This is a genomic window from Alicyclobacillus tolerans (genome assembly GCF_900142255.1).
GTDB lineage: Bacteria > Bacillota > Bacilli > Alicyclobacillales > Alicyclobacillaceae > Alicyclobacillus_I > Alicyclobacillus_I tolerans.
The window spans coordinates 1-23,625 of record NZ_FRAF01000028.1; the positions used below are offsets into that span (position 1 = coordinate 1).

The following is a 23,625-nucleotide window of genomic DNA, read 5'->3' on the forward strand; positions in this document are numbered from 1 at the left end:
TAAAGAGTAGAGGGGCAAAACGAAAGCCCCTCACCACTCCGGCCGGGTGGAATTCATAAACTTGGAGGAGATTTAAATGGCTTACAAAGGGTTTGATATTGATATCTATCCCGGAGATACAGCAATGGCGAATTTTTGGAATAACACACCCTTTTCGTTTACAGGTTTTTATCTGGGTCCTGCACCTAATCATAGTGATACGACTTGGATGAATACAAAGTCATACTTGGAAAGTCTTGGTTACGGATTCCTGGTTATTTATGTTGGTCAACAAGCTGGTGATACGTCATATTTAACCTATGCTCAAGGTCAAAATGATGCTGCAAATGCAGCTTCTCTTGCTTCACAAGCTGGGTTCAATACCGAATATGATGTAATTTATCTTGATATTGAGCAGGGAGGATCGTTAAATCAGGATTTTATTGACTATATTGATGGGTGGATTGACTATATCGTCGATAGCACAATCTATATGCCTGGAATTTACTGCTCATACGAGACTGCTGACCAAATTAAGAATTCTAGCTCCAATGCTGGAAACCTCAGTAATATTCGTTATTGGGTTTTCAACATTAACGAACCACCTTCTCCGGGATGTACAACAAATACTAGCGACTCTCCGTCTGACAGTGGAGTATCTTATGCATCCTCGTGGCAGTATATACAAGAATGTGTTCAAGAGTGGAATGGAACTACTTTAACTGTGGATTTAGATTTATCGAACTATAGTAATCCTTCAGCCGGTTAAAATTTTATATAAGGCTATCCCGAAAGTGATTATAGATGATCGGAGGGATAGCCTTATTTTTAACAAAAAAATAATTTGATTTTTGATTGCAACTTACCTGCAAACTACATTTCCTTGATTGTGAACGAAGATATAAATCGTCTGAATGACTCTATATTTAAAGCTGCTTATCGCCAAATCGATGAAGCTGTTCGAAGAATGTTCCATTTATGTCGTTGAAAAAGCGACAAGCATCTGACTTTCAAAGCGTTAACTAATTTTACATCAAACAGATGAAAAATGTATGAAAAAAGGTCTTCGCTAGTATAGCGTATTCTATATAGTTTTCCCTTTTGAATTGTAAAATGCTCCATTTTTCTCAATAGCAAGCCAGGAAAAGTTACTCCCATAGAGTGTCTTATGATCAGATTCGCGGATAAACTGACCAAATGTTAATTGAACTTGATCACCACTGGTAATTTGAAGACTTCCTGCTTGAGAAAGTGATTGATCAAAGTGAATAGTAACGACTTGGTTAGCATTAAATGGTGGCGTACCATTGGCAGTAGTTATAGGTTTAGTTATTTTCATAACAATGGAATCAAGAAAATGGTGTTTTTGATTCACATGGATAATAATTCCTTGGACGGTGTAGAGTCCAGAAATGATAGGTCCTAAACTTTTCTTACTATAAATTGTATATCCGCCAAAATTGAAGCTATGATTTGAAGGTAAAGGCGAAGAATTCGTCGATGTTATATTCTGATTCCCAGTCTTATCTTCTGGATCAGCTGTAGATGATGATTTTTGATTTTGCTCTTTAGAACCTGATGGATTGGTTTGTGTTGTACCTACAGTAATAGTAGAAGGCGATGAAACTTGGCTCTTTGCGTTACTTGTAGTACCACACCCGGTCACGGTCAAACATGTTAACGCAAGCATAGACGCCGTCAGTCCCCAGATTCGTTTTTGCACAAAAACCACCCCTAGTTTCGATTGTTCACCTGTATAGACGTACCCGATACACATTTTGTGACAGGAGCATTTTTCCATCCACACGGTATATCTTCGTGACCGCAGAACAAGCTTTGTCATCATCGGACGTGCTTACCCCAACGTACTCATCAATCTCAACCCAAACGCACAAAGCGTTGATAGCCTATACCAGGTGCGCGGAAATGTTGGAGAACGAGGAAGACCAGAAGCGGTTGGAACAGGTGAGTTTGCTGTTGGCGGAACAGGCCAAGGTTATCCAGGACGAACTGCTTGGCTATGCCCTCTACTGGGGATGTGGACGGGAACATGTACATGAATTATTGAGCGAAATCCAGCAAGGACATGAAGTGGGGAATGCATTGATTCGTTGTTTTGAAGATGAGATCCGTTGCTCTATTTGTAGAAGCAGGAAAAGCCGATATGAGGACGTAGAACAAGCGATTCGAATGGCTCTGGTGAGGAATATCCAAAAAAAATTCAACAGAGCTAATAAAAATCGCAAGTCGAAGTGCTTTTAAAGAGTAGAGGGGCAAAATCGAAAGCCCCCTCACCACTCCGGCCGGGTGGAACATGAAACGGAGGAGAAAAAATTGAGTCTGACAGTTGGTACATTAGAAGTTCAAAACGCCAAAGGATGTGATACCGATCAGCAGATTACATCCAGTAATGAAGCTAGTTGTTTATTTGGTGATACACCGTATTACTTTATCGGTAGATACATTTCTAATACTAGCTACGAATCTGCAGAGGATTTACAAAGTACAGAGTTAGAATATCTGTGTTCCCAGGGGTGGTATGTAGCAGTGATTCAACATGCTCTTAATTCAACGGAGGAATTAACAGCAACTTTAGGAACTGAAATTGCTAAAAATGCGATCAATAACGCTATTTCGATTGGTGTACCTTCTGGAGTATATTTGTGGTTGGATATTGAAAACTATCCATCCAGCTCTGACGCTATCGGTTTTTGCCGAGCATGGGCTAATGAAGTTAACTTAAATAGTCCTTATTATCCAGCCCTCTATTATGGGGCGCCTGGACTTGATGCAAGTCAAATTGAAGGATTAGTAAATAGCACGTATTTTTTGGCTGGATGGGCTGGTTGTGGAGCACCTACAGGTATCGGAGAGTCTGTTAATCAAGGACCGTGTGATATTACAATGTCTTGTAACGGTTCATACGTAGTTTCGATTGATGAAGATACTTTATTGGCTACCAGTCTATCAGGATTCGTTGTACAAGGATAAATTTTATTAATGGTATGTTTTGGAGAAAAGGAGATGTGAACCCCAATTTTGGCCGCTATTATCGGTTTTCAAATAACATACGGTTCCATCTCCGTTTTCTCCAAACAACCATCCAGTACTTAATGATGTAAATTCCAAAAAATCGGAGGATGAAACTTGTGGTACATCGACATTCATCGTATTGGCAATATATAAAGTTTGCCATCGTTCATGGGAAAATTCCAAGCCAACCCAATTCGAATTTTCTGGAATCCATCCTGTAAACAGAATACCGTTATTTCCAATGGTAGTGATAGGACCAGGTACTATAATATGATTGGCGTCTTGAGCCAGAGGATGGCTTATCTTAGGATAAGATGTATTCTTATCAAAGGCGTCATAGGCTATAGCTTCCCATGAATGCCCGCTATTTTCTGAATGAAACAAAATATAAGCAGGGTTGTCAGCGCTGGATTCTCCGTTCAACAATATCCATACACTTTTTTCATTGTTTGCTACAATTTTTGCTGACCATGACCAAGATGATCCCAAAACAGGAACTTTGAAAATGATTGTCCAAGTTTTCCCTCCATCTAAAGTTTTCCAAATATACGGTCCGGATGCAGCATATCCAATCTCAGGGTCTGCCCAGAACATGGATTGAATATAGATTCCTTTGAGAGAGAGGGTTCTTATCTTATTATTGTCAAATACATACATCGTTCCATTCAGCAATATAAATCCCTTGGATTTCTGAAAAACTCTCATTTGGTAATTTGGCTCCTCAATATTTTGTGGAATATTGATGTTGCGCAGCTCATTTTGATGATGATTTTCATATAAGCGTACGGAATTTAAAGAATTAGAACCTGATTTCAGTTGATTAACTGATTGTATTTGGTTCGATTGATCAGTAGATAGATCAAGTGAATGGATTGGTTTAGGATATACGCCAGAAAACTCAATGATTTTAGAATCCGATAAAGCCCAAACGGTATTTGGGCTGGTTGTGGCCAAGCTTCTAAATAATGTATGACTCGGATACCAGATGTACCAATTTTGACCAGAGTCTTCAGTACGTAAAATACCTACAGAAGTGGATAAATAACCAATTTTAGAGGACTCCCATACCATGGATGATATGGAATGGATATTATGAATGAGTTGTATAGGAAGTATATTATTTTTTTTATCTAATTTGGGGATCAGACTGTGGGGAGATGCTTCTATCCCACACCCGGTCACCGTCAAACACGTCAATGCAAGCATAGACGCCGTCAGTCCCCAGATTCGTTTTTGCACAAAAACCACCCCTAGTTTCGACTGTTCACCTGTATAGACGTACCCGCTACACACTTTGTGACAAGAGCATTTTCCCATCCACACGGGTTATCTTCGTGACCGCAGAGCGTGTTCTGTCATCATCGGACGTGCTTACCCCATCGTACCCATCTACCTCATCCCAAACGCACAAAGCGTTGATAGCCTATACCAGGTGCGCGGAAATGTTGGAGAACGAGGAAGACCAGAAGCGGTTGGAACAGGTGAGTTTGTTGTTGGCTGAACAGGCTAAGGTTATCCAGGACGAACTGCTTGGCTATGCCCTCTACTGGGGACGTGGACGGGGACATATGCAAGGACGTGACCGACATGACCACCTATACCCCTGAGCAGGAAGTAGCCTGGATTCGCAAGATCATACGGCATGTGGCAGCCCATACGCGAAACAAATACAAGAGATGGAGCCGAGAAGACCTCATTCTCAATGCCGCGAATGCAGAAGGAGAAGAGTTTATCCAAACCATCCCTGATTTGTTAGCTGAGCATTCAAACCGTGAGATGGAATGGTTTTCTGGCTTATCCGAGCGAGAAAAAACCATTCTGTATGGATTGTACTGGGAAAGAAAAAATCAACGGGAATTATCCAGACAAATAGGGATTGCCCAAACAACGATTAGCCATATACACCGTCAAGCGATTCGGAAATTAAAGGAGCAGATACAAAATGAGGGATAGAACACAGAAGGTACACAATCTTTTGGAACAAGTCAGACAAAACAAGGAAGTAGATGTCTTTCTGTTATGTCGATATTTCCGAGCAGAGATCGATCAGCAAGTGTCATCTGTGCCGAGATGGTGGAGAGAGGAAGCTCAATCGCAAGTTTGTACGGGAATGTTGGAAGAGGTTCTGAAAAAATTTTTGAAGAGCGTGCTCAAAATGGGGAGTAGAGGTGCTTTTAAAGAGTAGAGGGGCAAAATGAAAGCCCCTCACCACTCCGGCCGGGTGGAACTAACATCAAAAGGGAGCGCTATTCAATGACATGGTATTTTGGTTCGGATTCAGGAACTTCCAGTAATCCTTGCGGAATGAGTTTTTATCTCGGTCGAATGGGTTATGGTACAACTGTAAGTATCTATTGGGCTATCACAGGTATTTCTATTCCTGCCTTTGCTTACTGGAACATTGAAGGTCCAGGAAAAACACCTTATGGGAAGACTTATGAAGAATGGGGAGCAGAACAGGCCCAGGTTTTCTGGAACCAGTTTTGGAACCAACAATATCCCGGAGGATATCCTGGGGGTACAATGTTTGGAGCTGTGTCGCTCGGTAGTGGTGGCTGGAATACTGCGAATGACTCTACGGCTTGGAATGAAAATCAAACTGTCGTAGAAGGCTTTTTAAATGAACTTGCAAATTTAAATGCGGCAAATTCATTCTCGTCGTCTACTACGCTAGGACTCTACGGGAGTCAAATTGGAGAATTTCAAAATCTCCTAGATTCTAATAATTGGATTTCTCCACAGCCAATTGTAGTGTGGATTGCTGATACACAGTCTTCACAAGATTGTACGACGGTGGAAGAACTATATTGCCCCATGCCAACAGTGGGTGGATATGCGCCGATGATTTGGCAATATATTCAAGACCCGGATTATGATGTAACTCCATATGTAGATGGAGTGAGCAGCAGTTCTAATTACACTTGGCATCCTACGACATCTCCGGGGATTTGTTGAATGAATAGTGGAGCGTTCTATATCGAATAAAATCGTGCTACTCAACTACAACATTCCAATTCTTCCCCCCGTCCTGAGATCTCCATAAAGACAAGGAATTTGATTGAATACTCTGGGAGACGATCCATCCTGTTTGACCGAAAAACTTGAGACAGATGGGATGGATCGTTGAGGGGATGGGTGCAACCGTTTCCCATGTGCGACCACCTGTTAGGGTTTGCTCCAATTCCTGTTGTTTGCCCTGAAAGACGATAGCCCGTCCCTTTTTAGATGTTAAAAAGTCTGTCAAGAGGGAAGAATCGGGACTTATCCAAATAGGTTTCCATTGAGCTCCATTAACAGTATGATAGAGAACAAAGTATCGTTGGTAGTCCACGGTGTTCTCTCTGGTTGTATATGGAAGAGTTAGGGATACAGATAGGAAGCCGATATGAGAAACCCATGTGGGAGGATATATGGCAAGTACCGAAGCTTGCAGTTTTGGATTGGTTTTGTGATTGTTCATGTCTTTCATGAGAAGCGAGTGTGGGATAGACAATGTAACAGGACCCCAAGACATACCTCCGTTCGTTGAGATCATCAGGGAGGAAGAAAAAGATTTGTGATTAGGATTAGGAAAATAATTTGTGGCCCATGCCTCGTTCGGTGTGGCATATTGAATCTTTTGAATGGACCCATGGAGGGATTGATATACCGGGGAGGAGGAAACATGACCTCGTAGTATTCTCCATAAGGCTTGTGGCCCTGTTTGCAAATCCAGAGGTCCCGATAACATTACGAATCCAAACGAACTATCTTGAGAATTAATGGAAACATGTAATTGGGCGTTTACTATTGTCCAAGGCGCACTGAGACGATCCATTCTCCAATGGACGCCACCGTCGCTTGTAGTGTTGAGAGTGACATGGCGAGCGCTGCCTTGAGTGATCACCCAAGCATTTTGTGAATTAACTGCATCCAACGCTAAAATGTGCTTGGAATTGAAAACTCGTACCCATTTTCGTCCCGACGTTGTAGTTCGAAAAATTGAACGGGAAGAATTGGCCCATCCGGTGGTTCCATTGACCATATAGATTGATTTTAGGTTTTCTAAAGGAGATATAACTACGCTTTTGGCTGAATTAACATCTCGATGTGTTCGACTTGGCTTAAATGAATGGGGACTATCAGATGATGCTGTAGGGTTGAGTGTATTTCCATTTTTATTGATCAATGACATTGTCCCACACCCGGTCACCGTCAAACACGTCAATGCAAGCATAGACGCAGTCAGTCCCCAGATTCGTTTTTGCACAAAAACCACCCCTAGTTTCGATTGTTTACCTGTATAGACGTACCCGCTACACATTTTGTGACAAGAGCATTTTCCATCCGCACGGTATATCTTCGTGACTGCAGAGCGTGTTCTGTCGGTTACAGGCTTGTTCCAACGTCCTATTTTGGTTACAATCTCCAAAAACGGAAGAGAACCTACATGCGTATACAGGATACACGCTTTGTGGTGCTGGATACAGAGACGACAGGTCTAGACCCAACCATCCATCGGATTGTGGACATTTCACTGGTCGAGGTGAGCAAAAACGGCATTCGCCCACTCTATCAGACGCTTGTCAATCCCCAACAAACGATACCGCCGGAAGCTTCGGAAGTGCATCACATCACCAATCGACAGGTCAAAGACAAACCCACATGGGAAGAAGTGTGGCCAACCATTCTGACGCATATCCAGGACGCTGTACGGGTGGCCCATAATGCCAAGTTTGATCGGTCTTTCTTGCCGGAAACCCATCGTCCGTGGATCTGTTCCTACCGTTTAGCTCGTCATTTGTGGCCAGAAGCACAGAAACACACCAATCCATACCTGCGTTCTTGGCTTGGTCTTGAACTCGACGCGGATATGGCACATAGCGCAGCGGATTGGTAAGAAGATGTTCTTGTGTACTCGCTCGATCGTACGTTCGCACTCGAAATGAATTTGAGGTATATGACCTTCCTTTTGTGACAAAAGGTTGAAAATTGTCGGAATTTGTAGGAAGATAAGGTAGGAAGAAATTTCAGAAATGCGTATCAAAGCATACCAATGGAAACATTGGGACGCAAAGCTACGGGTCTAAGGGTATGTGCCTAGGATCGCCGGGTTGCCGCATAGGGCGAGAAGAACGAGGGGGCCATCCGTAGGAAACGGGTGGCCCTCAAACGATAGAGGGGTGGGTAAGATACACATGGTACAAGATTCACACATCAAAAATGGTAAAATATCCCTCGGGGGGGGGGGGGGGGGGTATAAACTGTCTAATCGACCAAATATACCCACTTCCGTTTTGCAAAGTATCTTATCCAGTATTCAAAGAGGACAACTAGATGTGGTGTTTCAACCTATCGTTCATCATCGCAAAGAGCACTTTTTTGCGTATGAATCGTTAAGTCGCCCTCAATGCGAGGGGAAGGGGATACCGCCGGATGTATGGTTTCAGGCTGCCTATGAATATCAACTATCTACTGAAATCGACCGGCTAGCCTTATCAATGAGCTTGAAGAAACGTTTGGAGTTGCCAGCAAAATGGCAATCTAAACCGATTTTTGTCAATGTTAGTCCCCATAGTCTGACGGAGCGTGCCTATTTGGAGGAATTAGAACATCTGTTGCAAGAGAGTCATTGCCCGCCCAGCCAACTTATCTTTGAAATGATTGAATACATAGCTTATGATCCGAAAACCCTATTCGAGATGTTACGACCCTTACGTTCTCTAGGCGTTCGAATTGCTTTAGATGATATGGGGGTCGGACATGCCAATTTGTCTACCTTGGTGATATTGGAACCCGATTTCATCAAAATAGATCGTTCACTCATTCAAAACATTCATCTTTCAGATAGAAAACAGCGGTTACTATCTCATCTATTGTGTTACATGGATTCCGGAGAACAAGTGATTGCCGAGGGCGTAGAAAAGATAGAGGAGGTACAAATCACTCAACAACTGGGCATCGATTTAAGTCAAGGATACTACTGGGCACGACCTATGGCTGTGGAAGATTGGGCGATGATGACTCCCTCAACCTTTCTGAATACTTCCTATTCGATTGGAGGGCAGGTCAACTGAACCGAATCTAGGTAAATTAGATGGATTCGTTTTCAAATTCGTGTGTTTGTCCGGTTCCATGAAGACTCGTTTAGCATGTTTTAATGCTAAAGGAGGGTTGAAAAATGCTCGATGGACTGACACGCTGGGCTATTGTATTTTTGATTATCTTTGTATTGTTCTTTTTGCTGGTACCTACAGCCGTGACGACCTGTAAGACTGTACCTGTTGCCTGAGGCTACACAAGTCATTCGCCACAGTCTGGGCTTTCTTGACTGTGGCTCATTCAAGTTAGTATTTGATATACTGCTGTAATTGCTGCGTACAATGACGACAGACTTGCTGCTCGTGAAACCATAGAAGATCTTCTGTATTCTTACAAAAAATACATCCCGGTACATATTTCTGAAGAATCAAATTCTCCTCATCTAACAAAAATTCAAGTTCATCTCCGCACTCTATGCCTAAACTCATTCGTAACTCTTTGGGAATGACGATTCTTCCTAATTCATCGACTCTCTTGGTCATTCCTGTATCCAGTATGTCTTCCTGCACACAGGTTCCCCCTCTCATGGGAGTGGCCCACGCGCGGTGAAGCGTGAGCCCTACGGTGTCGAAAGGATGTGTTTCTATATTTATTCTGTGCTCCGAATATTGATTTTATTCCAACATACGCATTTCTATGGATAGGAATCCTTTTTCTTTCGAACATGATAAAATTGATAAAATGAGACAGCATTCGCACTAGAAAAGGAAGGTTCGTATGACAGAAATTGTTGAAGAATTGCCCAGACTGGCTCCCATCATGAAAAAATTGTTACAGGAGCATATCTTGGTCGGCCCGACACTCACACATGTTTCCGTTGCAACAATAACTTCGCATCATCAACAGTTAATTCATCAAGAGGCTCGGCGGTTAGTCCGACAATATTGGCCTGAGCACTGGTTTGCCCGTCCAGCCATTCAACCCTACTATCAGAAAGTCGTTGCCACCAATGCGATGATTGACGCGATCACCAGCACAGCTGCCTTTTATGCGCATTTACGTCTGGGTCAGTCCGGGCTCGAAGGTAGCATGATACTGGTAGCTTCGAAATTACTGGAAACGAGTATGAAGCGATATTCTCCTGAAACGGTGTTTGCTCTTGCATTTCTTGTCAATGCATATGATGACTATCAGGCAATTCAATATTATCAGCCTATGTTAGTTACAGATTTTGTGAGTGGTCAATATCATCGTCCCTGGGCTTCTTATCCGTTGGAAGAAGAATGTAAACTCATCTTGGATTATGGTGTTGCAGAATGGGTATCTTCATCGGATCGTTTATCCATTCGTTTAACAAAAAAAGGAGAAGACCATCTCAAGGAATTTCAAGCTTTTCTACAGGAAACCGGTTTCCTTGAAAAGCGTGCTGCACTCAATCGGTTTGCCGGTTTTGGTCAAATGGAAGATTATGATGAGATCATGAATCGTCTTTCCAATGCGAAGGAATTACGTGCCGCACTTTTGAAAAATGCTCGCTTGCAACCGAATATGCACGTATTGGAGCTTGGCTGTGGAACAGGCATGCTCACTTTGGATGCCGGACTTTACAAAAAAGTAGGTTTGTTTGGGCAAATCACGGCGATTGACCCCTCGCTGGGTATGCTGAATCGAGCGATGAAGAAGCCCTATTCGGGCGCTTCTGTAAAATTCTTGCAGGCGACAGCCGAGGAATTACCCTTTGAAAGTAATACTTTTGACGCAGCGGTAGGTTTTCTCTTTCTGCATTTTACAGATATCCCTCAAGCTTTACGAGAAATTCATCGTGTATGTAAACCAGGAGCGTGGTTGACCACCATATATGGTCTCCAATTTCCACAAACCGAACCCTTTTTAGAAGAGTGGTTAGCTCCCATCTTTCAACAATCACGATCAATGTCGAAGGATTCAGTGGATCGTATGCCGAAGGAGGATACTATTCGGAATATTCTCTCTACATTGGAATGTACTTACGAAGAGGTCACTTTGGAACCTGTTGAAATCCTGGGGAAGACCTATGAGATTGACCAAATCATTCGGTTTTGGTTTCAAGCTGGCAACTTTTTTGAGCCGTTCATGAGAAATTTGCCTTGGAAAGCTCAACAAGATCTCATTCAACAGCTTACCGAGCGAGGATATCGTATCCGAGAAAAATACGGAGAGGAAGGTATGATTCAACATCACCCGGGCCAGTTTTTGCAAGCACGTGTCATCAAATCCACTTGTTGAAGGATGGTGTCTGATGAAATCGTTTTACTGCATTTACTGCCAGGATCTTTGTTCAATCGAAAAAAATATACGTATTTTTCATACCGGATTTATTCGCGTTGAACAGGTAGACTATGCCATGGGGATTTGCTGGGATCATAGGTTGGATGAAGCCAAAGAGGAGAAATTTCCCACAACTGAGCCCTTAGGGGACTAGAAGTTCTATAGCACTTGAAAAGGCGAAGATTTGAAGGGAAATGCGGATTCCCTTGATTGGAAGAAGAACTATCGCCTTTTTTGGTGCTTTTCCCGATTCTGTGGGGAATACCGTTGAAAACAGAGGAAGAAAGCTACCAGAATTACGAGAAAGACGGAACTACCAATATATCCTATCAGGCAGGCTTCGATGGTCGTAAAAGAACGACTGAGAATAAAAGTAGTGACCGTAAGCAGAGGAAGGAAAAAGATAAGAATATAGGTTTGGTGCTTTTCCGAATCCCAAAAAGTTTCCATCGCAAATCCCAGAGAGATGGCTATCCGCATCAATGTACCCATGGCGGCAAGTCCGAGTCCATACGTGTCAAATCGATCAATGAGGATGAGATCCATAGATCGGAGGGTTTCTTCTGTCGGAAACAAAAAAGTTTGAGCCCATTCTAAACCATAGATTGAGATAACTCCCATAGCAGGAGTAATCATCATAATGGCATTCAGGATGATACCGATAGCCCACCAACGATACAATAATTTTTCTGAAGGATGTTGATAGGGTAATTGAAAAAGGAGTGATAGACATTCGGTCCACATACAACAAGAGACCCCTAAGCCTATCCAAACGGGATGCCATCCGTGCTCGAGAAGAGGAAGCCACTCCAACCAATCTTTCGAATGATGATCGATCAGAGTGACAGACATTCCCGTCAGCATGGCCAATCCTGCTAAAAATGTGCCTGTCCAATAGATAGCTTGTTGACCCCTCGATAAACTATAGGCAACGATCAACATTAAAAAGATGACCAAGATTAGTGTAGGCGTATTCGGTAAAAAATTAATTTTCACAAAAGAAATAAACAGGGCAGATGAGAGGATAGCAAGTGCGACATTATACAGTAAAAAGTAACCTTTAAAAATAGTGAGTAAAGGTTTGGGAAAATGATTTGCAGATTCCCATAAAGATTTTCCTTGACGTAAAACGACGATATGTACGCTCCATCGGGCTAAACCTAAAAAAAGAAGACTTCCTAAAAGAATACTGATCCAAATGTCACGGCCAGCCGCCTGGAGTATGGGAGCCACCATAAATAAATGTCCCATGACGGGAAGAGTAATAAGAGATAATAACATAGCCTCAAACGGTCGAATGGCCAACAGGGTATACTTCCTTTCTGGATTTAATAGGGGAGTTTGAGCCAACGAATTAACCCGGGATGCATAATGGTTACTACGGGGTGAACATGAATATCTGCTTTTTGAAACACTTCGTTCCAATGAGATGCGTATTGACGCCACACACCAGGTTGTTTTCGATAGACCATAAGCCCAACACCCAGTGCATCAGTCTGGTCTTTCTGTTGTAATTTTTGCAGAGTTTGCTGGCAAATTTGTTGAACCGTTTGGTTAGCTTTTTCTTCGAGCTGATGAAGATGTTGGGGATTCCAACTGTCTCCTTCCTCTCCATCTTGTGCCAGTGTTCCTCGCAATCGAAGAGTATATTCTACGTGAAGCTGACCGTTAGAAAATTGAAAATGTTTCTCCACTTTTTCGCGGGTGATTTCAACGACACTTCTTTGATGCGACTCTCCGATTTCTAAACTTCCCCCTTTTTCTTGACCGAGCAACCATATGAGACCTTGCGTTTCCGTGGTATTGAGTTCATCGACCATATGATTTTTTTGGATGAGTGCAGTTCCTTCGTATTCCACGGTCATTGGCTTTTTCTTGGCATGTAAATGGAGCATAGGCAAAAGGCTACAATATGGAGGTTCATGGAGAGCTTTCAAACATTGGATCAGATCAACGGTAGCATAATTCGATACAAATCGAATGTTTTCCATACCAAAGGATAACGGAAAAGATACTTCAGGTTCTAACCAGGTCGCGTTGGCCAAAATATCTTTGACAGGATCATCGGTGACAAACACGTAAGCGCGAGAACGGGGTTGCTGATCTCGATACCAAATATCTAAAAACCAGTCTAAATCGTGCTTAGCCATAGATTGTGAGATCACAACGGCTTTGGCATGAGTAAAAAGGAGGCGATGCTTGGTCTCACGAATCATGTTTCGTTCAATATCAAAAGCCGTCATACCGTCCCTCACAATGAGCGTGTGAAGACGACTTTCTCGGCTGCTCCCTCCTTGTTGCTGTGCCTCTGTTTCTTCAATAGAAAGCGGAATCAAATATAATCGCACTTGATGATTGTTGAGTTGTTCTGCCCCTACCGTAGAGACCATAGAGACATATTTGAGTTCTGTACCTTCTCCGCAGCCCGTGAGTCCGAGACATATCCCAAGGATGCTCAGGCAAGTGATCCATACGCTAGTCTTTCGACGATTCATTTTTTCCAACCTACTCTTTGGCGATCATGTAACGAACGCGGATTTCTGGATAACCAACGAATGGGGAATTTCACAAAACCATCTTTCCAATCCTGAAGGTACAAAGGAGCGATAGGCGATAAAAAGGGCGAATGAAAAGAAGTTAAACTCACGACATGAACCAGAACGCCAAGCATAAAGAGAATGACGCCATATAACCCCAGAAAAGAAGCGACGATGATATTGGCGATGCGTAATAGAGCAATCACATCGGCTACGGGAGTCAGGGTAAATCCCGTAATGGCTGAAAAGGCAACGACAATGATGGTGGGTGGACTGACGATACCGGCATCGACAGAAACTTGCCCTAAAATCAGAGCTCCCACGATGCTAACAGCAGAACCTACGGATTTCGGTAGACGAATTCCGGCTTCACGCACAATTTCAAACATGAGTATCATAATGAGGATTTCCAGGGTGATCGGAAAAGGCGCTTTTGCACTGGATTCCTGTAATTTGGGGAGTAATGCGGTCGGGATCATTTCTTTGTGAAAATTTAACATAGCGATGTAATAGGCAGGTAATAGAATGCTAAAAAAGTAACTCATCGTACGAAGTAAGCGAATAAAAGAAACATAATAGGGACGAGAAGTATAATCCTCCGTGTTAACGATGGACTCGATAAACAAATGCGGCATAAACAGTGCGGTTGGATCACCATCAAGGAGCAGCACCACGCGTCCTTCTAAAATTTGAGCAGCGGCTTTATCCGGCTTCTCCGTATTTCCAATGGTCGGAAAAACTGACCATGGTGCATCCTCAATCCATTGTTCGACTTCACCAGAGGATAAAACATCCTTGGTTTGAAGTTTTTGAAGACGAGAACGAACTTCTTCCAGTAAGGAGGGTTCTGCACGAGAACGCAGATAAAACATTTTGAGTTCGGAAGGAATCTGTGAACCCAGTATGAAAGATTCCATGCACAAATCAGGGGAGGGAAGCCTTTTTCGTAACAGAGAAGCGTTGGTCTCCAAAGATTCGACAAATCCTTCATGGGCTCCGCGGACAGTCGTCTCACTGGGGGGTTCCTCAATTCCACGTTGTAGCATACTTTGAACAGGCATGGACAAGGCGTCCGTAGCGCCCTCGACACATAGAAGAACGTGCCCTTTGAGAAGCTTATGTTCGAGTTCAACTAAGGAAGAAGAGAGTTGAGCCTGCTTGATAGGTAAGCGTTGTCGAATGGCATCCCATATAGAGTGTTGGTGTATGAATGGCTCTCGTGTGAGGGGTTCAAAGACTCTCCTTTGAAGTTCACCAGCATTCACTGAACTTTCAAGCCAAATCCATAAGATAGAAATTTTTTTTTTTTGCATCCACAGATGATCATAAACGACTTGGAGATCGGCATCTTCTAACCGTTCTAAAAACCATTGGGCGTTTTGGGTTATATGCCGAGAAACTTTGGACATAAAATCTCTCCTCCAAAACAGGGATATTTTAACTTGTCTCGATGCTAGCTTTTTTATGCATGTAGACGGTGAAATTTAGTGTTGATACGGGGTAGCGTTAAGCTGAAGCTTAGACAAGCAATGGAGGCTTACAAGTTGATGAATCAATATAGATTGTCAGTTTGATCTGAATGTTGAACTATCCTAAGGATAAATTGGGAGAATTCACCCCCATACAAGTACATTTTTTACTCCGTATGAATGTTCATGGCTGAGTTGAATGAGACAAAGTAGAAATTTTTGAAATGGCTGATTCTATAAATTTCTTCTGTAATTCACTGAATGATTATTGAACATTGGGTTGAAGTAAACAGCGATAATAAGGTAAAATCTATCATGTTAGGTATAGAATACATAAAAGAGGAAATGTCTCTTATACGTAGAGGTAAAGATAATGTACGGTCAGTCATCGCCAAGGGTTTTGCAAAATGATAGGCTTCAATTTACATTCTGCAAAACCCTTGATTTCAAATGCAGGAAATTGACTCAAGTAAATCGTGACTTTCGGAATATTTTTTACTACAAATGAAAAAATATTTTGAGATCACGTTAAGCATCTAATAGAAGCATTTCCTCGTGTAAAGATTGATACATGGTAGCTTCTGAACGAGCGATATAGCTTCCTGCTTCCCATTGGATAGCCAATTCTTCGGGCTTAGAATATTGAATTAATACATTTTTGCATAATTGATAATGGCGTGGTTCATGTTCATCTGCGTGACAATGCCAAAATAAAAGTTCGAGGGATTGCTTTTTTTGATAATTTGGATGGCTAAGTCCGGATGCAATTTCCCCCATAATTCTCCCCGCAAACATTTCAGAACCTAGTCCAACAGCGGACATCGCAGCGAGTGGCATTGCTTGATGAAAGAATTGAAGAAAGGTCTCTATGGCAGTCTGAACAGCGTTTCCCATGGGCTCAGGCGGCATACCCCAGTCATTTAGTTGGATATTAGGATCAACACTTTTTAAAAACGTCTTATACAGTTGTTCATGTGAATGACCCACGGCCCCTCTACCCGCTTCATCCCATAAATTGTCTGCTAAAGGCACCCACCAAGAATCGATCGGAGCCATGGCAGAAATGGCTGCGCCAAGTATACGAGGGAAGTGTCTGCTGTAATAAGAGTACTGAATGGCAAAGTGTCGCAGTTGTTTCATCGTGTACTGTCCAGCTTTTAATGTTTGAAAAAAATCGCGTTCTAAAAATTCTTTTTGTACGATGAGATTGATTTCATTTTCGACATCCACGTAATGATTCCACATAAAAATCCTCCATCTTTTTTTACATCCTAGCCTAATCGAAAAAGCGTATTGGAACAAGGAATGAAAGTGTCTCCTACCACTTTGCCCTCCACACTCTCAATGTCAAGTCATGCAGAGAAAGGGGGGCTGTCGAATGTGGAAACGATTTTTACGCCTGCGAAGAGGCGAAGACGAGAAAAGTACCATAACGGGGCTTATGAAAATGACGCTCACGGTACTTCCTATTGTCGCCACGGTGGGGGGCGTGTCGTATGTGGCCTTGTCCACAAGGCACCAGGCACTGACGCCTGCCCGTTCGTTTGCGGCGAAGATTTGGGGCGGCACGTACCAGAACGCCTCTTCATCCGGTGGTGGTTCTGACGGGTCAGGCGGCGGAGTCACCGTAACGAACCCGGCACCCTCTATTTCGGGGGTATCCTGGAATACCACAAGCGGTGCCAGCCCTTCGCTGACGATCAGCGGCAGCAACTTTGTGGAAGGGGCCACCGTAACGCTTTTGGATACCACGGCAGGTTGGCAGACAGGAGCCCAAAGCGGTGTGACACCGAATGCCACATGGATGTCGGCATCGAGTATCGACGTCAGTAGTCTTCAAGGATATGGAAATGGTAGCTTTGTCTTTCAGCCGAATGATGCGATTACGGTGGAAGTGACCAACCCGGATGGTCAGGATGCCAAGTATGACACGACGTATCCGGGTGGGGCAGTGTCGTTGACGCTAAGTGCACCGCAAACCGTACAGGAAGGCGAACCTGTAAACATCACAGGGAGTGTGACGAACAACGGTCAGGGGCTGGCGAATGCCCTGGTGAATTTGTCTGCGACTGGCGGTTCGCTCGATCCGACAGGCGCGTATACAGATAGCAACGGCAATTATGTGGCGCAGTATACCGCGACAACGACAGGAACGTATACACTGACAGCCAGTGCGGACGGAGTTTCCCAGTCAGCAACGGTTCAAGTCGTAGCGCCTCAACTTACCATATCCGTGGCCACACCGTCGTACGGTGCACAAGTGGGTCAAACGTACACGGTCTCCGGGCAACTGACGCTGAATGGCCAGCCGGTGTCGAATCAAATCGTGACGCTTTCGGCCACAGGCACCGACAACGGCGGTACGCTTTTGCAGCAGACGGTTCAAACGGATGCGAACGGAGAGTTTAGCACCGAGTGGACAGCGCCGTCCGATGCTGGCAGCGTGCAGATCGATGCGGCCAGTGGTCAACAGACCGCACAGACAGAGGTCACTGTGGTCGCTCCGCAAATCACAATCACGACGAATGCTCCATCTTCTGGCGCGGTGAGCGACAATACTTACACCGTATCTGGGCAACTCACGCTGGGAGGTCAACCGGTGACCAATCAAACTGTGACGCTTTCAGCCAGTGCTGGAACCCTCGGAAGTACGAGTGTCACGACGGATAGTCAGGGAGATTTCAGCACGACCTGGACGGCACCAGGGACGGCAGAAAATGTGACGTTGACGGCATCGGTGGGTAACGATGCGCAAACAGATACGGTCATTGTCGTAGAGCCGGAGATGAATGTTGCGATCAGCTTGAACGGCACATCCGTACTCCATGAACAGGCCAGTAGCAACGGTACGACTCAAAGCGAAAGCGAACCGATGATCTCGGGTGAAACGTATGATCTGACGGCGCAGGTCACCGATGATAGCGGGAACCCGTTACCGGGACAAACGGTGCAAATGTCGGTCGATCAGGGAACGCTGAGTGAAGCGTCGGCAACCACAGATGCGAATGGCGATATCTCCTTCACCTGGACACCAGCTAGCACCCAAGGTCAGACCTCGGTATCGGCGCAACTGCAACTGACGGTGGATGGACTCACGAATACGGTTTCTGTAACCGTCTATCGGCCGCAATTTCAACTGGTGGTCCAAAACAACGGAGAACCCACTTTGACCGGTGCAACCTATGATCTCTACATCGACGTGATGGCGGATGGACAGAGCGTCGGCAATGCTACAGTTGATGTTTCGGCTTCGGCAGGGAGTCTTTCGGCATCCTCGACGAACGTAGGTTCGAGTGGTAGCAATGATGCCATCCAGTGGACAGCGCCAAACACGGAACAAACGGTGACGCTCACGGCAGAGACGCCCGGAGGAACGGGTGTCTACAGCACGCAAGAACCCGTCTATCAGCCGCAGATTACACTCACGACGAGCGCACCATCATCGGGTGCGGCAGAAGGCGGTAGCTATACAGTATCGGCGCAAGTCACGGCGGACGGACAGAACCTGGGAACTTCAGGTTATCCACTGACGGTCAACTTTGCTGCAAACGAGGGATCCGTGTCTCCGGAGAGCGTGACCCAGCCAGATAGCAGCGGTGATTTTACGACGAACTGGACGGCTCCCAACAGTGAAGGGAATGCCGTTATCACGGCAACGGTGGGCACCACCAGCGCGAGCCTCACCGAGCCGGTGGTGGGTACGACACCAGAGGTAGTCGATAGTTATAGTGTGGAAGGTTCAGTGCTCCTGGTCAATGGAGATACGCTCTATACGGCGGGAACGAATCAAATTTTTGCGTATAATGCCAACAACGGCACACCAGAAACCACATACAACGGTCTCCCTTATCCCCCTGTATGGTTGGGTGAGGTAGGCGGACTTTTCTATGAATATGGTATGGAAAACAGTGGTTACGGTGGATACAATGATGACAATTTTGAAGTCGCTACGATCAATTCTCAAACGGATGGGGTCGATGGTTTTGGTTATGGAAGCTCGGATCAAAACTACAGCTTTACGCCACTCTACGCTGCTGCATTGCCAGGAGAAATAGCTTATTCCAATGTATACGCGACGGAAAATGGTTCTTATGTCACCATGCACTATGGTTTGACTCTTGAGACGACAAACTATCAATACCCAAACGTATCTTTAACACCGCCTGCTTCCACCGTCACCTATGGTCCTTATTTTGGATTAGCCGCTGTCAATGGGAACTTTTATACGGTGTTTCAATCGAGTCTTCAGTCTTACAGTCAGACCAGTCACCTGGACTGGGCTGAAATCAGTCCGGGCGGCGCGGTGTTAGGGAAAGGCATGATAGGAAGTGTGAACCAGGGAGCTTACAGTCCCCCCTCTCAGGATGCTGTCATGGCCAAAGGCAACGGTGGTATCTATATCACGGGCAGTCAGGGAGATTGGTTTCTGAACACAAGCAACAACCAACTCACCCAGTTATCCACAACCGTAGACAATATTCTGGCTGCAGGAGATGGATTTACCTTTTATGCGAATCTCAATCAGTCGACGAGTACAACCATTCAAGTAGAGAATGCCAACAATACGATGAGTTACGGCGGCGTAACGATTCCAGGGGGAGTCGCCTCAGCCGTGTACAACAACGGTTATCTGTTTGTCTTAACAAATCAGGGTTCGATCCTGACAATCCGCCCCTAAAGTCCCCTTGTTACCTCGTTTTCGCCTTCGCCTCCTTCCAGGGGGAGAAGGCGAATTTTTTCATCAGAAAGGTGACGAGCATTGATGACCAAAGAAGAATTGCTTCGTGAAGTGGAATCTCGGTGTGGAGAGAAATCAGCCGTCGTGCATCGCGTGGTACAGGCGCTCATTGAAACCATGAGTGATGCAGTGAGTCAAGGTGAACGAGTCCCTCTGGTGCCGTTCGGCATTTTTGAGCCGGTGGAACGCGCGGCTCGCTTATGTCGAAACCCGAAAACGGGGGAATTCATGGAAGTCCCAGCGTATCAAAGCGTGCGCTTCAAACTGTCGAAAAAGCTGAAAACGCGGGTGAACTAGGATGAAGGTGTACCTGGAACTGGCAGACAAGACGATGGAAACCTGGGTTAGGAATGTCCTGGGAGAAACGAGAGTGACGGAAGCGCGAGAGAAAGCTAGCCATATCCTCACAACGGTGTTAGAGACGGCAAAAGAGGGCGTCCAAGCGGGGAAAACGGTGGGTTTGGTGGCCAGAAATGCGATAGTGGCCCGTGAGGGTAAAGCGCTCGGATGCCAGGTGATTGGGTCTGCACAGAGCATCGATGCCGTAAAGCTGTTGGCCTGGCTATTTGGGGACGCCCCTGTATGGCAAACGTCACAGACAGTGACCGTGCTATCCGAGCCTGGCGCAGGTGGGTCGTTTGTGGCCTGGAATCTGGCGGCGGCACTGCGGCAAAAGGGGATGGACGCGGTATTGGTTGCACCCCCCGCTTCTCCTGTCCATCACTGGGGGCAATCCTCTTCCTGGATTGTTACCAGTGCTCCTGCTGAGGCAGCCGTGCGTGTGTTGGACGGAAGTGGGGTCTCCGGCACCTCGATAGAGCAGGCTGCGCAGCGGGCGCTTTTGCAAACGGATGCTGTCATCTGGGTGACCGATTCGGATCCTGCGCGACAGACGCCCATAGAAGGTGTGATTTGGATGGTCAATCGTTGGCCTGAGGAGGAGGAGATCCCTGACGGTGCGGCGATGGTGTTCCCGGACTTTGGGCACACAGCCTTTGTCGCGATGCGCGAAGGTCAAGCGGTGTCCGAACGAATCTCTGAATTGGCAGAGGCTTTGTCAGGCGGTCTCCTTTCCTTTTGGGGAATGGAGGCGACTTCATCACCTGTCGACGAGGCGATGAAGTCTACCCAGGAAGAGGATACACAAGTGCAGGAGGAAACAGATTTCACATGGGACGAAGCGGAACCTGTGTTGCCGAAAGACGGGTTTGACTGGGAGGGGTGAAAGAGATGCCGAGATTGAGTGCAGAGGCCAAACTTACGCCGGAGATGGAAGAGGGGAGGGTGACATCTTGATCGCGCTCTTGGTGAAAGAGGACAAGGCCAAGGAAACGCTGGCGGAGCTGACGATTCTGGGGGACGTGGTGCGGGTACAGAAGATGTCAGAGTTGACGCGTGCCCGCGAACAAGGGACGCTCGAATGGATTCTGGTGGATGAGCGTATGGGGATTCAGGAAGCCGTTCAGACGAAGTTTCCACAAGTTGTGGTAACGTCGATTTTACCGCCAGGGGATGTGTTTGTGCTCCTTGCAAAACAGGAGCAACTGGATTCCAGGGTCAAAAACGATGCGGCGAATGATGCGAATGAATGGATCGAGTGGACAGAAGCGGTAGAAGAGGGAGAATTGGCGGTTTCGGATACCTGGGTCAACGCACCATCCACGCCGCTGCGGAATGGACAGGAATCACCGCGTGAAGTTTTGCGCCGCACGGAGGAAGCATTGGTTTCCAATCGGCTCATGCCCGCGATGCCAGAGCCACCCCAAGCCCCCGCGTTTTTTCGTCGACGAGGCACCCCGCTCATCATGCTAGAAGGCCCCAAAGGTGGTGCGGGTCGTTCGACCGTGGGGGCGCATATGGCGCTGTATGCGGCATTGCATGGCAAAAGAGTGACCATTGTGGATTTGGATGTCAACGGGGACATTTCAGAGAAATTTGGCTTTTTGCAAAGTGCGGATGTACGCGGCTGGCGCGGGGGAGATATGGCTGCCGCTGTTGCGGATGGGATCTGTCATGTCCATGAAACAGGGGTTCATCTCATCCCCAGCCCCCAGAGCCGGGATATTGTCCTGTTTGATCCGGATGATGCCTTGTATCTGGTGCAACTGGCGATGAGTGAGATGGATCTGGTTTTTGTGGATATGCCTCAGGGCTGGACACCTCTGCATCGACTTTTGTTGCCCTTGGTCAGTGAGGTGGTCATGGCCGTCAGGACCTTGCCGGATTCTTTGGGACGAGTGGAAGAACATGCGGAAAAATTGGTCATGGCGAAAGTCGAACCGGACAAGGTATCCGTCGTGGTGAATCAGGCGAGAAAACGCTCCGAACTCAAAATCGTTCAGCCGCTTTTGACGCCGTATCAGCCGCGTGTGCTGGTTCCGTATGATCGCAAGTTAGAAAAGCTCGGCGGTTTGCATGGAAAAAAACTTTCTCTCGCTTGCAAAGACTGGTGGGACAGCAGTTTAGGTTTTCAAAAGTCAGTGAAGAAAGGGCGATGGAAACGATGACGGTCGTGGGACTGGATTTGGGATATGGGTATGTGAAAGCGACGAACGGTGAACAGGACATTCTCTTTCCGGCGGTCGTAGGGGACGGATTTGAGAGAACCACGATGTTGGGGGATGTTGTGCCTTATGAGGTGGTTTTGGAAACGGGGCAGGGGAGGCGGCATCTCTTTTTGGGCGAGTTGGCCGAACGAGAATGCCTGGATGCGATTGTGAATTTGTCGAGCCGAAAACATGAGGATGAAGATACGGAAGCTTTGGTTCTCACTACACTAGCGCTTTTGATGCGAGACGAGGGAGATGCCCATCGCGTGGTGACTGGCTTGCCACTTGCCCACTATGCTTTGCAAAAAGAGTCCCTGCAACAACGTTTGGCTCATATGCAGGGCGCGGTGACGGTGGAAGGTCGCAAGCTCAAGGTCTCAGCTGCCTCGGTTCGTGTGGTTCCGCAGGCAATGGGAGCGATGATGGCAGGGCTTTTGGATACCCGAACGCTCAAGCCTCGCGACGAGGCGTTGCTTCGTCATGGTGGATATCTGCTATTGGTCGATATCGGTACGCGCACCACAGGTTTTGTGGTCTTTGAGACGAGACCGTTTCGGTATGTGGAGAGCTTGTCGGGCTCGGTCGATGTAGGCGGGCATACATTCATGCAGGAGTTATCCCGTTTACTTGGACGTGTGGCGGGGGAGAGTCCCTCCTTGTCGGATCGGGCGTTGTATCAGGAACTCTTGGAGACAGGCAGCGTCTTTTTCGGCGGCAGGATGCACACCTTGACGGACGAGGTGGACATGGTGCGCCAGAGAGTCTATACCGCTGTGATGCGAGAAGTCATGGCGAAACTGGGGGCGCAAACACTGGGCAAAGTGCAGGCGGTGTTTTTGGCGGGGGGTGCTGGAGCAGGGGCTGCACGTTATTTTCAGTCTCACTTTGCCCGTGTGGAGGTTCTGCCGGATGCGCAAATGGCAAACGCAAGAGGATTTCGCCTCTTTGATTTGGCCACGGAACTCTCTTGATATGGCTGTGGCGTTGACCAG

23 protein-coding genes and 1 riboswitch are annotated in these 23,625 nt (G+C 46.0%); of the genes, 15 read left to right on the forward strand and 8 right to left on the reverse strand.

The window, feature by feature from the left end:
• The first annotated feature begins 76 nt into the window (after window positions 1-76).
• A complete protein-coding gene (locus BUA75_RS13285; RefSeq protein WP_072875086.1) occupies window positions 77-748 on the forward strand; it encodes a glycoside hydrolase domain-containing protein in 672 nt (223 codons plus the stop codon).
• A gap of 315 nt (window positions 749-1,063) precedes the next feature.
• Here the strand turns inward: BUA75_RS13285 and BUA75_RS13290 are convergent, their stop codons facing one another.
• The gene (locus tag BUA75_RS13290) at window positions 1,064-1,702 is read right to left on the reverse strand and encodes a hypothetical protein (protein WP_072875087.1); all 639 of its coding nucleotides are present in this window, start codon (window positions 1,700-1,702) and stop codon (window positions 1,064-1,066) included.
• A gap of 95 nt (window positions 1,703-1,797) precedes the next feature.
• Between BUA75_RS13290 and BUA75_RS13295 the strand changes: the two genes are divergently transcribed.
• Both BUA75_RS13295 and BUA75_RS13300 read left to right on the forward strand, forming a co-directional pair.
• Window positions 1,798-2,241 carry a hypothetical protein gene (locus BUA75_RS13295; protein WP_129583650.1) on the forward strand — a complete coding sequence of 148 codons (444 nt, stop codon included), beginning with the start codon at window positions 1,798-1,800 and terminating at the stop codon, window positions 2,239-2,241.
• Between the two features lie 45 nt (window positions 2,242-2,286).
• Window positions 2,287-2,970, forward strand: a complete 684-nt coding sequence (locus BUA75_RS13300; protein ID WP_083574360.1) for a glycoside hydrolase domain-containing protein — start codon at window positions 2,287-2,289, stop codon at window positions 2,968-2,970.
• A 6-nt stretch (window positions 2,971-2,976) separates the two neighbouring features.
• On the opposite strand, the gene BUA75_RS13305 is transcribed toward BUA75_RS13300, so the two are convergent.
• Window positions 2,977-4,251: a WD40/YVTN/BNR-like repeat-containing protein gene (locus BUA75_RS13305; protein WP_072875090.1), complete on the reverse strand. Its 1,275-nt coding sequence runs from the start codon at window positions 4,249-4,251 to the stop codon at window positions 2,977-2,979.
• A 95-nt stretch (window positions 4,252-4,346) separates the two neighbouring features.
• On the opposite strand from BUA75_RS13305, the gene BUA75_RS15715 reads away from it, so the two are divergent.
• The 4 genes from BUA75_RS15715 to BUA75_RS13320 all read left to right on the forward strand — a co-directional run bounded on the left by BUA75_RS15715 (window position 4,347) and on the right by BUA75_RS13320 (window position 5,967).
• Window positions 4,347-4,619 carry a hypothetical protein gene (locus tag BUA75_RS15715; RefSeq protein WP_129583651.1) on the forward strand — a complete coding sequence of 91 codons (273 nt, stop codon included), beginning with the start codon at window positions 4,347-4,349 and terminating at the stop codon, window positions 4,617-4,619.
• On the forward strand, window positions 4,600-4,965 hold the full coding sequence (locus BUA75_RS13310; protein ID WP_072875091.1) for a sigma-70 family RNA polymerase sigma factor: 366 nt from the start codon (window positions 4,600-4,602) through the stop codon (window positions 4,963-4,965). Before BUA75_RS15715 ends, BUA75_RS13310 begins: the two co-directional genes overlap by 20 nt.
• The gene (locus BUA75_RS13315) at window positions 4,955-5,197 is read left to right on the forward strand and encodes a hypothetical protein (RefSeq protein ID WP_072875092.1); all 243 of its coding nucleotides are present in this window, start codon (window positions 4,955-4,957) and stop codon (window positions 5,195-5,197) included. The genes BUA75_RS13310 and BUA75_RS13315 overlap by 11 nt, the downstream gene beginning before the upstream one ends.
• 68 nt (window positions 5,198-5,265) lie before the next feature.
• Complete coding sequence (locus BUA75_RS13320; protein ID WP_072875093.1) at window positions 5,266-5,967, forward strand: hypothetical protein; 702 nt, start codon at window positions 5,266-5,268, stop codon at window positions 5,965-5,967.
• Between the two features lie 37 nt (window positions 5,968-6,004).
• On the opposite strand, the gene BUA75_RS13325 is transcribed toward BUA75_RS13320, so the two are convergent.
• Window positions 6,005-7,261, reverse strand: a complete 1,257-nt coding sequence (locus BUA75_RS13325) for a beta propeller repeat protein (RefSeq protein WP_072875094.1) — start codon at window positions 7,259-7,261, stop codon at window positions 6,005-6,007.
• A 180-nt stretch (window positions 7,262-7,441) separates the two neighbouring features.
• Between BUA75_RS13325 and BUA75_RS13330 the strand changes: the two genes are divergently transcribed.
• Window positions 7,442-7,891 (forward strand): 3'-5' exonuclease, encoded by a 450-nt coding sequence (locus BUA75_RS13330; protein ID WP_072875095.1) that lies wholly within the window; start codon window positions 7,442-7,444, stop codon window positions 7,889-7,891.
• A gap of 137 nt (window positions 7,892-8,028) precedes the next feature.
• A riboswitch (cyclic di-GMP riboswitch) is annotated at window positions 8,029-8,113 on the forward strand.
• 76 nt (window positions 8,114-8,189) lie between these two features.
• Window positions 8,190-9,068 carry an EAL domain-containing protein gene (locus tag BUA75_RS13335; RefSeq protein WP_072875096.1) on the forward strand — a complete coding sequence of 293 codons (879 nt, stop codon included), beginning with the start codon at window positions 8,190-8,192 and terminating at the stop codon, window positions 9,066-9,068.
• A 270-nt stretch (window positions 9,069-9,338) separates the two neighbouring features.
• Here the strand turns inward: BUA75_RS13335 and BUA75_RS13340 are convergent, their stop codons facing one another.
• Window positions 9,339-9,602, reverse strand: a complete 264-nt coding sequence (locus BUA75_RS13340) for an AbrB/MazE/SpoVT family DNA-binding domain-containing protein (protein ID WP_238413442.1) — start codon at window positions 9,600-9,602, stop codon at window positions 9,339-9,341.
• 208 nt (window positions 9,603-9,810) lie between these two features.
• Between BUA75_RS13340 and BUA75_RS13345 the strand changes: the two genes are divergently transcribed.
• Window positions 9,811-11,298 carry a class I SAM-dependent methyltransferase gene (locus BUA75_RS13345; protein WP_072875098.1) on the forward strand — a complete coding sequence of 496 codons (1,488 nt, stop codon included), beginning with the start codon at window positions 9,811-9,813 and terminating at the stop codon, window positions 11,296-11,298.
• 264 nt (window positions 11,299-11,562) lie between these two features.
• On the opposite strand, the gene BUA75_RS13355 is transcribed toward BUA75_RS13345, so the two are convergent.
• The 4 genes from BUA75_RS13355 to BUA75_RS13370 form a co-directional block, all read right to left on the reverse strand.
• Window positions 11,563-12,645 carry a GerAB/ArcD/ProY family transporter gene (locus tag BUA75_RS13355; protein WP_072875100.1) on the reverse strand — a complete coding sequence of 361 codons (1,083 nt, stop codon included), beginning with the start codon at window positions 12,643-12,645 and terminating at the stop codon, window positions 11,563-11,565.
• Between the two features lie 23 nt (window positions 12,646-12,668).
• A complete protein-coding gene (locus BUA75_RS13360; RefSeq protein WP_072875101.1) occupies window positions 12,669-13,835 on the reverse strand; it encodes a Ger(x)C family spore germination protein in 1,167 nt (388 codons plus the stop codon).
• Window positions 13,832-15,286: a spore germination protein gene (locus tag BUA75_RS13365; protein WP_072875102.1), complete on the reverse strand. Its 1,455-nt coding sequence runs from the start codon at window positions 15,284-15,286 to the stop codon at window positions 13,832-13,834. The genes BUA75_RS13360 and BUA75_RS13365 overlap by 4 nt, the downstream gene beginning before the upstream one ends.
• A 588-nt stretch (window positions 15,287-15,874) precedes the next feature.
• Window positions 15,875-16,591, reverse strand: coding sequence for an iron-containing redox enzyme family protein (locus tag BUA75_RS13370; RefSeq protein WP_072875103.1), 717 nt, complete (start codon window positions 16,589-16,591; stop codon window positions 15,875-15,877).
• Between the two features lie 133 nt (window positions 16,592-16,724).
• Between BUA75_RS13370 and BUA75_RS13375 the strand changes: the two genes are divergently transcribed.
• From BUA75_RS13375 to BUA75_RS13395, 5 genes are all read left to right on the forward strand, one after another.
• Window positions 16,725-20,024 carry a beta strand repeat-containing protein gene (locus BUA75_RS13375; protein ID WP_072875104.1) on the forward strand — a complete coding sequence of 1,100 codons (3,300 nt, stop codon included), beginning with the start codon at window positions 16,725-16,727 and terminating at the stop codon, window positions 20,022-20,024.
• An 84-nt stretch (window positions 20,025-20,108) separates the two neighbouring features.
• On the forward strand, window positions 20,109-20,381 hold the full coding sequence (locus BUA75_RS13380; RefSeq protein ID WP_072875105.1) for an HU family DNA-binding protein: 273 nt from the start codon (window positions 20,109-20,111) through the stop codon (window positions 20,379-20,381).
• A 73-nt stretch (window positions 20,382-20,454) separates the two neighbouring features.
• Complete coding sequence (locus tag BUA75_RS13385; protein ID WP_129583653.1) at window positions 20,455-21,309, forward strand: hypothetical protein; 855 nt, start codon at window positions 20,455-20,457, stop codon at window positions 21,307-21,309.
• Window positions 21,310-21,376: 67 nt separating this feature from the next.
• Window positions 21,377-22,591: a CpaE/TadZ family protein gene (locus tag BUA75_RS13390; RefSeq protein ID WP_072875107.1), complete on the forward strand. Its 1,215-nt coding sequence runs from the start codon at window positions 21,377-21,379 to the stop codon at window positions 22,589-22,591.
• Entirely contained in the window at window positions 22,588-23,604 is a 1,017-nt protein-coding gene (locus tag BUA75_RS13395; RefSeq protein ID WP_083574364.1) for a ParM/StbA family protein, read from the forward strand. The genes BUA75_RS13390 and BUA75_RS13395 overlap by 4 nt, the downstream gene beginning before the upstream one ends.
• Window positions 23,605-23,625 lie beyond the last annotated feature (21 nt).

Excerpts from the sequence above, each read along its gene's own strand:
- BUA75_RS13310 (WP_072875091.1), top strand. The coding sequence starts at position 4,600 with ATGACCACCTATACCCCTGAGCAGGAAGTAGCCTGGATTCGCAAGATC.
- BUA75_RS13285 (WP_072875086.1), top strand. The coding sequence starts at position 77 with ATGGCTTACAAAGGGTTTGATATTGATATCTATCCCGGAGATACAGCA.
- BUA75_RS13335 (WP_072875096.1), top strand. The coding sequence starts at position 8,190 with ATGGTACAAGATTCACACATCAAAAATGGTAAAATATCCCTCGGGGGG.
- BUA75_RS13375 (WP_072875104.1), top strand. The coding sequence starts at position 16,725 with ATGTGGAAACGATTTTTACGCCTGCGAAGAGGCGAAGACGAGAAAAGT.
- BUA75_RS13345 (WP_072875098.1), top strand. The coding sequence starts at position 9,811 with ATGACAGAAATTGTTGAAGAATTGCCCAGACTGGCTCCCATCATGAAA.
- BUA75_RS13315 (WP_072875092.1), top strand. The coding sequence starts at position 4,955 with ATGAGGGATAGAACACAGAAGGTACACAATCTTTTGGAACAAGTCAGA.
- BUA75_RS13365 (WP_072875102.1), bottom strand. The coding sequence starts at position 15,286 with ATGTCCAAAGTTTCTCGGCATATAACCCAAAACGCCCAATGGTTTTTA.
- BUA75_RS13360 (WP_072875101.1), bottom strand. The coding sequence starts at position 13,835 with ATGAATCGTCGAAAGACTAGCGTATGGATCACTTGCCTGAGCATCCTT.
- BUA75_RS13380 (WP_072875105.1), top strand. The coding sequence starts at position 20,109 with ATGACCAAAGAAGAATTGCTTCGTGAAGTGGAATCTCGGTGTGGAGAG.
- BUA75_RS13330 (WP_072875095.1), top strand. The coding sequence starts at position 7,442 with ATGCGTATACAGGATACACGCTTTGTGGTGCTGGATACAGAGACGACA.
- BUA75_RS13395 (WP_083574364.1), top strand. The coding sequence starts at position 22,588 with ATGACGGTCGTGGGACTGGATTTGGGATATGGGTATGTGAAAGCGACG.
- BUA75_RS13370 (WP_072875103.1), bottom strand. The coding sequence starts at position 16,591 with ATGTGGAATCATTACGTGGATGTCGAAAATGAAATCAATCTCATCGTA.
- BUA75_RS13320 (WP_072875093.1), top strand. The coding sequence starts at position 5,266 with ATGACATGGTATTTTGGTTCGGATTCAGGAACTTCCAGTAATCCTTGC.